This is a genomic window from Streptomyces sp. NPDC054863, assembly GCF_053610825.1.
Genome location: NZ_JBSGZD010000010.1, coordinates 59,432 through 68,663, shown reverse-complemented (window position 1 = coordinate 68,663; position 9,232 = coordinate 59,432). Strand labels below are relative to the sequence as shown.

The window sequence follows — 9,232 nt, the reverse complement described above, 5'->3', positions numbered from 1 at the left end:
CCTCTCACGTACGCGGAATCAGACCGTGATGTGCAGGGCCGTCGTGCCGTCCGGGGCGGTCTCGATGCGTACCTGCGTCAGGTCCGCCACCAGCTCCGTCGGGTCGTGCGCGCCCGCGCGCGGGCCGATGCCCAGCACGCGCATTCCGGCCGCCTTGCCCGCCGCGATGCCCGCGCCGGAGTCCTCGAAGACGATGCAGTCGGCAGGGTCGAAGCCCAGCTCGGCGGCGCCCTTGAGGAAGCCCTCCGGGTCCGGCTTGCTCGCGCCGACCAGCTCGGCGGTCACCCGCACCGTCGGCATCGGCAGCGCGGCGGCCGTCATCCGGGCCTGCGCCAGCTTCTCGTCGGCGGAGGTGACCAGGGCGTGCGGCAGGTGCGCCAGCGCGGCCATGAAGGCGGGGGCGCCGGGTACCGGGACGACACCGTCGGTGTCGGCGGTCTCCCTGGCCAGCATCACCTTGTTGTCCGCGTGGTTGAGCTCCGTCGGGCGGTCCGGGAGGAGGACCGCCATCGTGGCGTAGCCCTGCCGGCCGTGGACGACCTTGAGCGCCTCGACCGGGTCCAGGCCGTGCTCCACGGCCCACTCCCGCCAGCAGCGTTCGACCACGGCGTCGGAGTTGACGAGCGTGCCGTCCATGTCCAGGAGGAGGGCCTTGAAGGGCAGGACGGTGGTGCTGGGCATGTCGGACTCCAGGGCGCTGGGGGCGCGGGCTTGCGGAAAGAAACAAGCGGTTCCGTCCACCGGTCAGGGTACGCGGACGGAACCACTTTGTTCTTGCACGATACAAAACCGGGAGGGGTTCGCGCCACCCCGTCTCCGTGATGCGGAGTGAGGCGTGGGTCACGGGGCCGGGCGGGTAGCGAGGCGTGGGGCAGGCCGCGGAGTGCGTCGCGGGGCAAGTCGAGGGGCAGGGCCGCCGGGTGGGTCACGGCTGGGCCGCCGGGCGGGTCACGGCTCGTCGGTGTAGGCCTCCAGGGAGGCGCGGGTGGCCGGGCCGTAGACGCCCGCCGGGTCGTCGTCGATGGCCATGCGCGACTGGTACGACGCGACGGCAGAGGTGACGCGGGAGGTGTAGCGCCCGTTCAGCGCGCCGTTGTAGAGCCAGACCTGGGACAGCCGGTCCTGGAGCTCCCGCACGTCCGGGCCCGTGGAGCCCTCCCTGAGGGAGCCGGGCGGCGGAGTGTCCTGCGAGGGTTCGGGCGGCGGCGGGGCGACCGGCGAGGACGCGGGGGCCGTCGGAGTCTTCGACGCCTTCGGCGGAGGGGGCGTCGGCTTGCGCGTGGGGGTCGCCGAGCGGGTCGCGCGGGTCGGTGTGGGGCGCGAGGTACGGGACGCGCTCGCGGTCGGCGAGGCCGACGCGGAGGCGGTGTGCGAGGGGGCGCTCCCGGCGCTCGATCCGGTGACCTGTGTGGGGGTCGCGGTGGGGGTGCCGCCTGCGGGGAGCGCGCGGGTGCCGCCGGTGTCGCTGTCGAAGGCGCCGACGGCGAAGGCGGCGCCGGTGAGGATCGCGGCGGCGGCCGTGGCGGCCAGGAGGACGGCGGCCCGGCCTCGGCGGCGGCGGGGCGGTTCGTCGGGGTGCGGGGTCGGGCCGTCGGTGTACGGGGCCGGGTCCGGGGCCGGATGGGCGGCGTACGGGGTCGGTCCGTCGGCGGACGGAGCCGGTACGTCGGTGTACGGAGCGGGTCTGTCGGCGTGAGCGGCCGATCCTTCGGTGTACCGGTTCGACCCGTCGGCGTGCGCGGCCGGGACCGCGCGCAGCGGCATGGTCTGGCCGGAAGGCGGGGTGGGCGCCGGAGTCGGTGCCGTGTGTGCGGCGTCCGGTGCCTGGTGCGCTGCCTGGTGCGCCGCGTCCGGTGCCGGGCGTGAGGTGTCGGGTGCCGGGCGCGCGGCCCCCGGTGCCAGGTGCGCCGCCCCCGTCGCCCCGCCTCCGGGGCCTCGCTCCTCGCATGCCGGAAGCGTCGCGGTGGTCGGCGGGGTGTCGTCCTTCGGGCGGCCCAGGTTCACGTACGGGCGGATGCGGAGGGGGTTGAAGTCCTCCGCGTCGGCTATCGCCGCCGTGCGTTCCGCATGGTGTGCGTCCGCGGCCCGGCGGGCGCAGTCGCAGACCGGGGCGCCCGGGCCGGGTCTGTTTCCGTCCGGTGCTGCCCGTTCCGTACCGCATTCAGGACATAGGTGTCCGTTTTCCATGAGGTCCCCTCCCTCGAACTGCCAGCGATTATGCAGACCCCGGCGCCGGGGCCCAATGGTCAGGTCCGGCGGGAGGGCCCGCTCGGCAGGCCGTATCCGTACAAAACAATCAGGATGGAGGCATGGCTCAGGAGGATCGGCAGTCACCGCAGCCGCAGCAACCGCAGGAGACACCGGCCCGGCGGGGCCAGGAACCGCCGCGGGGTCCCGCTGCCGCTCATGCGCCTGCTTCCGCGCCCGCTCCCGGTGAGGGGCAGCCGAAGCGTGCCGTGCTCGTCTCCATCGGTGCGCTGCTGCTCGGCATGCTGCTGGCGGCCCTGGACCAGACCATCGTGTCGACCGCGCTGCCGACGATCGTCAGCGATCTCGGGGGCATGAACCACCTCTCGTGGGTGGTGACCGCGTACATGCTGGCCGCGACCGCCGCGACCCCGCTGTGGGGCAAGCTCGGCGACCAGTACGGGCGCAAGAAGCTCTTCCAGACGGCGATCGTGATCTTCCTCGTCGGGTCGGTGCTCTGCGGCATCGCGCAGAACATGCCGCAGCTCATCGCCTTCCGGGCGCTGCAGGGGCTCGGCGGCGGCGGGCTGATGGTGCTCGCCATGGCGATCGTCGGGGACCTCGTCGCGCCCCGGGAGCGCGGCAAGTACCAGGGGCTCTTCGGGGCCGTGTTCGGCACCACCAGCGTGCTCGGGCCGCTCCTCGGCGGACTGTTCACCGAGCACCTGAGCTGGCGCTGGGTCTTCTACATCAACCTGCCCGTCGCCGTCGTCGCCCTCGTCGTCATCTCCGCCGCCCTGCACATTCCGGTCCGCAGCACCAAGCACCGCATCGACTACCTCGGCACCTTCCTCATCGCCTCCCTCGCCACCTGCCTCGTCCTCATCGCCTCCCTCGGCGGCACCACCTGGGCCTGGGCGTCGCCGCAGATCGTCGGGCTCGGGGTGCTGGGCGTGGTGGTGCTCGCCGCCTTCGTGCACGTGGAGAGGCGGGCGGCGGAACCAGTGCTTCCGCCACGGCTGTTCACGGTGCGGACCTTCGTCCTCAGCTCGGTCATCAGCTTCGTGGTCGGCTTCGCGATGTTCGGAGCGATGACGTACCTGCCGACGTTCCTCCAGGTCGTGCACGGGGTCAGCCCGACCATGTCCGGTGTGCACATGCTGCCGATGGTGCTCGGCATGCTGATCTCCACCACGGGGTCCGGACAGATCGTCAGCAGGACCGGCCGCTGGAAGGTCTTTCCCGTCGTCGGCACGGCCGTCACGACCGTCGGTCTGTACCTCCTGCACCAGCTGACCGCGACCAGCAGCACCCTGCAGATGAGCCTGAGCTTCTTCGTCTTCGGCGCGGGGCTCGGCCTCGTCATGCAGGTCCTGGTGCTGATCGTGCAGAACGCGGTGCCGTACGAGGACCTGGGCGTGGCCACGGCGGGAGCGACCTTCTTCCGGTCGATCGGCGCCTCGTTCGGCGTCGCGATCTTCGGCACGGTCTTCACGGGCCGGCTCGACGGCAAGCTCTCCGCGGCCCTGGCCGGGCAGCAGCTGCCGCCCGGCATCGACGCCGCCCGGCTGGAGTCCGACCCGCGCGCCATCGCGGAGCTCCCGGCCGCGCTCCGGCCCGAGGTGCTCGACGCGTACTCCTCCGCGATCACCGACGTGTTCCTGTACGCGGCCCCGGTCGGGCTCGTCGCCTTCGTCCTCGCGTGGTTCCTCAAGGAGGACAGGCTCCGCGGCTCCGTCACCGCCCCCGAGGCGTCGCAGACCCTCGCCAGCAACCCCGTCGAGCGGTCCTCGCACGACGAGGTGGCGCGGGCCCTGTCGGTGCTGGGCACCCGGGACGGGCGCCGGGCCGCCTACGAGAAGATCACCGCGCGGGCCGGGTACGACCACCTCCCCGCCGCGAGCTGGCTGCTGCTGCGGATGCGCCGGGGCGGGCTCGTCCAGCCGGCGCTGCTGGCCGAGCGCAGCACCGTACCCCCGGAAGTGATCCGGGAGGCGGCGCGGCAGACCGAGGAACGCGGTCTTGCCAGGCGCGAGGGGCTCGCACTGCTGTTGACGGACCGGGGCGCGGCCGTCGCCGACCGGCTGGCGGTGGCCCGCGAGGAGTCCCTCGCGGAGCTGCTCGGCGACTGGTGGGTGCCGGAGAGGTACGACGAACTCTCCGAGCTGGTCGAGAAGTTGAGCGGCGAGATGTGCGGGTCGGACGCGGAGCGGCCGACGGGGACGGCGGAGCTGCGGAGGGAACGGCTCGGACACCGCGGCCGCTGAAATCCTCGCGGCACGTCCTTGCCGCACGCCCTCGCGGCAGGTCCTCGCCAGGCCTGCGCAGGTCCCCATCAGGCCTCGGCAGGTCCTCGTCGGGCTTGCGGCAGGTGTTCAGCAGGCCTGCGCAGGTCCCCATCAGGCTTGCGTCAGGTCCTTCACGAACCAGTGCTCCGCGTACCGCTTCGCGTTGAGTGCCTCGACCTCCCGGTAGCCGTGCTTGGTGTACAGGCCGCGGGCCTCCACCAGGTCGTTGCGGGTGTCGAGCTGGATGCGCTTGGCGCCGAACGCGCGCGCGGTCTCCTCGACCGCCTTCAGCAACCGCCCGCCGCCGCCCGTCCCGCGCACTTCGGGGCGTACGAACACCCTTGTCAGCTCGGCCAGTTCGGCGCTGAGAAGGACCATCCCCGCGCAGGCCGAAGGCTTGCCCTCGTGGCGCCCGACGACGAACGTGCCGGTCGGCGGAACCAGCAGGTCCGTGCCGTCGTCGGTCAGACCCTCGTCGATCTCCTGCTCCGTGGCGGGGCGCTCCCAGTAGCGGCTCGCGACCTCGTCGTAGTAGTCGCGGCGCAGCGTGGTCGCGTCCGGGGTGCGCGGGTGCTCGGTGGTGATGATCCAGGTCATCGCATCTCTGTACCCGAAGCGACGGCCGTTTGGCCACCGGAATACGGGCTACCCGGTGGGCGAGGGGCCCGTAACGGGCTTTCGGGCCACGTACCGGAAAGGCAGAACATGTCCACAGTCCTGATCATTGTGCTGATCGTGGTGGTCGTGATCGCCGTCGCGGCGGCTGTCGTCTTCCTCGGTCCCGGACGGGGCCGGGTGGGCGGCGGGAGCCTGAAGCGGCGGTTCGGCCCCGAGTACGAAAGGGTGCTGGCCCGGCACGGAGGCGACACGAAGGCCACCGAGCAGGAGCTGGGCGAGCGGGTGAAGCGGTACGGCGACTTCCGCCCGCGTGAGCTGCCGCGGGAGCGGCACGAGAGTTACGTGGCCCTGTGGGCCGGTGTGCAGGAGCAGTTCGTCGACTCCCCGCAGAAGGCGGTCGCCGAGGCGGACCGGCTGCTGTCGGCGGTCGCGGTCGAACGGGGCTACCCGGACGACGGGACCGAGCAGATCGAGGCGCTGTCCGTGCACCACGCCCAGCACGTCGACGGGTTCCGCAGGGTGCGGCGCGCGGCGCGCGGCGAGAGCGGTACGGAGGAGAGCGCCACGGAGGAGATGCGGGAGGCCGTGGTCGAGGCCCGCGCCCTGTTCGAGTCGCTGGTCACGGAGCACCGGGGCGGCCACGGACCGGAGCGCGGCGAGCACGGCGCCGGTCACGGTCACCGCAGGGACGAGCACGGTTCGGGTTCGCACCGGCCGCGCCCGCTGGGCCGGCCCACCAAGGGGACGGGAGTCTGACATGACGTACGGAGCCGGAAACGAAAGGCCCGCGGACAGTGGGCAGGGGCAGGGGCAGGGGCAGGGGCAGGGGCAGGGCAGGGGCGCCGGGGCACACCGGGTTCCGACCCCGTCGGAGCGCGGTGCGGAAGCAGAGCCGGACGCGCTGCACGACCCGGTACGGGCCGGGCAACAGGGACGCAGTGCAAGGGACTTCGGAGTGACGGGGGCAGGCGGATCGGACGAAATCGGCCCGCTGCACAGGCCGCCGGAGGGTCCGGGCGCGGTCCCGGGACAGCGGCAGGGCCAGGAACGGCAGGCTCCGCCGGTTCCGCCGGTACAGAGCCCCGGCCAGGAGCGCGGCCCCGGCGGCGAACCGCACGCGGGCGCCACCGCGCACCGGCCCGGAAGGGGTGCCCAGCTCCTGCCGCACGGTGAGCGCGACAAGCTGGGGCTGCGCCTCCAGCAGGCCGTCAACCACTTCGTCGACGAGCCGCGGCGCGCGGTCGAGGAGGCCGACCACGTACTGGAGGAGGCCACCCGTCACGTCGCGGAGACCCTTGCCGAGCACCGCCGTTCGCTCCGGGGCGGCTGGGAGACCGAGGGCCGCGAGGCGGAGACGGAGGAACTGCGGGTCGCCCTGCGCAAGTACCGCGAGGTGACGGAGCGGCTGCTCCAGATGTAGACCGGACGAAGCAACTGCAGGGCAGGGCGGTCTCAGGCGGTCTTCGGGCCGGCCTGCTGGACCACCTCGAACGACCACACCGTGGAGCCGGAGGCGGCGGGCTTGGGACGCTCGCCGCCTTCTCCGCTGCCCGCACCGCGCTGGTGGGCCTCCTTCATCGGGCCCTCCATCCACGCCTTGAAGGACTCCTCGTCACGCCAGCGCGTGTACACGAGGTACTGGTCGGTGCCCTCGACGGGACGCAGCAGCTCGAACCACTCGAACCCGTCGGAGTTCTCCACGGACCCGGCGCGCGACGAGAACCGCTTCTCCAGGACCTCCCGCTGCTCGGCGGGCACGGTCAGTGCGTTGATCTTTACTACGCTTGGCACATGGCACCTCTCAGGAAACACAGGCCAGGCACTGCACCTGGTCTTGATCGTGTACGTGCAGTGTCCTACGTACGTCAGTCAAAGCGTCGTGAAGACGACTCCCAGGGTTCTCCCATGGCACAGCGTGAACGGTGCGCGTCGCTGATCGCGACGAAAGGCTGGTCCGACGAGGGGCACTTCGAAGATGTCGGGAAATCCGGGTGGGACCCGAGCATTCACCGACCCGGTTTCGAAGAGATGATGACAGCCGTGCGAGCCGGGCAGGTGGACGCAGTGGTCGTCTTCTCGCTGTCCCGCCTCACCCGGCGTGGCGCTCTCGAAGCCATGCGGATCATCGAAGAGTTGGAGTCCTACGGGGTCCGGCTCGTGAGCGTCGAAGAACCGTATCTCGACACCTCAACCCCGGTCGGGGTCGGCATCCTGGCCATCATCGCGGGTCTTGCGCAGCAGGAATCCGACATGAAGTCCGCGTACGTGTCGGCGACGAAAGACACGCTGCGACGGGTCGGTAGCCACGTGGCCGGAGTCGCCCCGTACGGCTTCACGACGGAGCGCCGTACGAACGGCAAGCTGTCCGTCATCCGGCTCGTCCCGGACCCCGTGGAAGCCCCGTACGTCCGCGAGATGGTCAAGTGGGCGGTGGACGGCATGTCGGCTTCGCAGATCGGCAAACGACTCAATGAGGACGCTGCACCGACCAAAGCGACCACCTTGGGGGAGTCGGGCGTGAAGCGGCTCGCAGCGCGCCGTGCTCGGGGGACTTCTGAGGCGGTGGAGCGCCCTTCCTGGGTGTCGTCCACCGTGCTGCGCATCCTTCGGGACCCGCGTCTTGCCGGGTACGCGATCGAGTGGCAGGGACGTGTGCAGCCGACTCGGGATGCTGACGGACAGAAGGTGCCGGGCAAGGCGGGCCGGCGCGTCATCCTGCGGGACGACGACGGGCAACCCCTCCAGGCACACGACGCGCTGATCCCTGCTGAAGAGTGGTGGAAGCTCCAGGACGTATTGGACGGACGGACGCACACGGTCGTGCGTAGCGGACGAAGCGTGCCCACGCTGCTGGCAGGGCAAGGGCTGCTGTTCTGCGACGTGTGTGGCTCGGTGATGGTCGCTGATCGGCGGGCCGAAAAGCTCTACTACAAGTGCAACCGGGCAACGGGCGCTGTGGCGGGGCATGGTGGATTGGTCATTGGCCAAGATGCGGCGGACAAGGTGACGGCGGGTCTGGTGTGGGCCCGGTTGCTCGCCATGGACCCCGATGACCCGGGCGACCTTGAATGGTTGGCTGAGGCATCCCGCCGCTTTGCCCGCCAGGGTGACACCTCGCAGCGGGACGCCGAACGCGCGGCCGTCAGGGCAGAGCTGGAGCACGTTCGGGAGTCACGTCGCATCCTGCACACGGACCGCTTGGCGGGCGTGTACGACGACAAGACCGGAACACAGATGTTCCAGGAGTCCATGGCACGGCTCACTGCCCATGAGGCACGTGTGACAGAGCGGCTTGCCGAACTCGACTCGGCAGAAAGCCAGAGCATCCGGATTCCGAGCGAGTGGACCGATACTGAGGGGGACCCAGTAGGGGAGGGGTCGACCTGGTCGGCGTGGGACCTCAAGACGAAGCGCGAGTTCTTGGCGCTGTTCGTTGACTCGGTGAGGATCGCCAAGTCGGTGGGCAGAGGGCGGAACGCGAACACGACTGACCGCGTGATCGTGAGGTGGGCGGAGTCGCCCGAAGACGAGGCGATCTGAGCCTGACTGAGCGCCGTTCGCGGCCCGTTGCTGGGATTCCGGCGGCGGGCCGTTCGGCGTTCCTGGGGCATCTACGGCTTCGGATGGTGACCCGGGGCCTGCCATGTCGTCCTCGGGCGGGGTTGCCCTACAGCGGAGAGACGAAGGGGTGTTGAGAGTGTCGAGTTTCGACATTTTTTAGAACCCATAGAAAAAGTAGTAGAGAAGAGAAACCGGGGTCACAGCCGACACCGCAACACCGATTGCCCGCTGCGTACCCCCGCTGGTCCCTACTTGTGGGGTCCCAACGACAAACCAGGAGCAGCCCGTCTACGGCACACGCGGCCAGGACGCGCACCCCCATCGGTCCCTACTACTGGGACAAGAGGGAGCGGGCGACCGGGCACCCGCTCGACGCCCAACCGAACCTGCCGCCAGCCCCGGTAGTCCCCGTGACCGCCGGGGCTTTCCCATGCCCGCACACCGGTGCCCCGGGCTGCCCCGACCAGCGAGGGAGGCATGACGGTATGACAGTTCGAGGGTTGTTTTTGATTACGTAGAAAAAAATAGAGAGAAACCAAGACAGCACCTTGAACGTCATCCCGTCATCGCTTCGGGTC

General features: G+C 70.8%; 8 protein-coding genes. 4 read left to right on the top strand and 4 right to left on the bottom strand.

Going from position 1 to position 9,232, the window contains the following annotated elements:
• Positions 1-18: 18 nt before the first annotated feature.
• The gene (locus ACWGIG_RS04210; RefSeq protein ID WP_453319955.1) at positions 19-681 is read right to left on the bottom strand and encodes an HAD-IA family hydrolase; all 663 of its coding nucleotides are present in this window, start codon (positions 679-681) and stop codon (positions 19-21) included.
• Between the two features lie 267 nt (positions 682-948).
• Complete coding sequence (locus ACWGIG_RS04205) at positions 949-2,187, bottom strand: peptidoglycan-binding domain-containing protein (protein ID WP_453319954.1); 1,239 nt, start codon at positions 2,185-2,187, stop codon at positions 949-951.
• Between the two features lie 122 nt (positions 2,188-2,309).
• Between ACWGIG_RS04205 and ACWGIG_RS04200 the strand changes: the two genes are divergently transcribed.
• Positions 2,310-4,454, top strand: a complete 2,145-nt coding sequence (locus ACWGIG_RS04200; RefSeq protein WP_453319953.1) for an MDR family MFS transporter — start codon at positions 2,310-2,312, stop codon at positions 4,452-4,454.
• 132 nt (positions 4,455-4,586) lie between these two features.
• Here the strand turns inward: ACWGIG_RS04200 and ACWGIG_RS04195 are convergent, their stop codons facing one another.
• On the bottom strand, positions 4,587-5,072 hold the full coding sequence (locus ACWGIG_RS04195; RefSeq protein WP_453319952.1) for a GNAT family N-acetyltransferase: 486 nt from the start codon (positions 5,070-5,072) through the stop codon (positions 4,587-4,589).
• Between the two features lie 108 nt (positions 5,073-5,180).
• On the opposite strand from ACWGIG_RS04195, the gene ACWGIG_RS04190 reads away from it, so the two are divergent.
• Together ACWGIG_RS04190 and ACWGIG_RS04185 are read left to right on the top strand one after the other, a co-directional pair.
• Entirely contained in the window at positions 5,181-5,849 is a 669-nt protein-coding gene (locus ACWGIG_RS04190; RefSeq protein ID WP_453319951.1) for a hypothetical protein, read from the top strand.
• Position 5,850: 1 nt separating this feature from the next.
• Entirely contained in the window at positions 5,851-6,513 is a 663-nt protein-coding gene (locus ACWGIG_RS04185; protein WP_453319950.1) for a hypothetical protein, read from the top strand.
• 32 nt (positions 6,514-6,545) lie between these two features.
• On the opposite strand, the gene ACWGIG_RS04180 is transcribed toward ACWGIG_RS04185, so the two are convergent.
• Positions 6,546-6,884, bottom strand: coding sequence for an antibiotic biosynthesis monooxygenase family protein (locus ACWGIG_RS04180; protein WP_453319949.1), 339 nt, complete (start codon positions 6,882-6,884; stop codon positions 6,546-6,548).
• Between ACWGIG_RS04180 and ACWGIG_RS04175 the strand changes: the two genes are divergently transcribed.
• Positions 6,885-8,633, top strand: coding sequence for a recombinase family protein (locus tag ACWGIG_RS04175; RefSeq protein WP_453319948.1), 1,749 nt, complete (start codon positions 6,885-6,887; stop codon positions 8,631-8,633).
• The last annotated feature ends 599 nt before the right edge of the window (positions 8,634-9,232 follow it).

Coding starts and splice junctions, on each gene's coding strand:
- ACWGIG_RS04210 (WP_453319955.1), bottom strand. CDS start 681: ATGCCCAGCACCACCGTCCTGCCCTTCAAGGCCCTCCTCCTGGACATG.
- ACWGIG_RS04205 (WP_453319954.1), bottom strand. CDS start 2,187: ATGGAAAACGGACACCTATGTCCTGAATGCGGTACGGAACGGGCAGCA.
- ACWGIG_RS04200 (WP_453319953.1), top strand. CDS start 2,310: ATGGCTCAGGAGGATCGGCAGTCACCGCAGCCGCAGCAACCGCAGGAG.
- ACWGIG_RS04195 (WP_453319952.1), bottom strand. CDS start 5,072: ATGACCTGGATCATCACCACCGAGCACCCGCGCACCCCGGACGCGACC.
- ACWGIG_RS04190 (WP_453319951.1), top strand. CDS start 5,181: ATGTCCACAGTCCTGATCATTGTGCTGATCGTGGTGGTCGTGATCGCC.
- ACWGIG_RS04185 (WP_453319950.1), top strand. CDS start 5,851: ATGACGTACGGAGCCGGAAACGAAAGGCCCGCGGACAGTGGGCAGGGG.
- ACWGIG_RS04175 (WP_453319948.1), top strand. CDS start 6,885: ATGGCACCTCTCAGGAAACACAGGCCAGGCACTGCACCTGGTCTTGAT.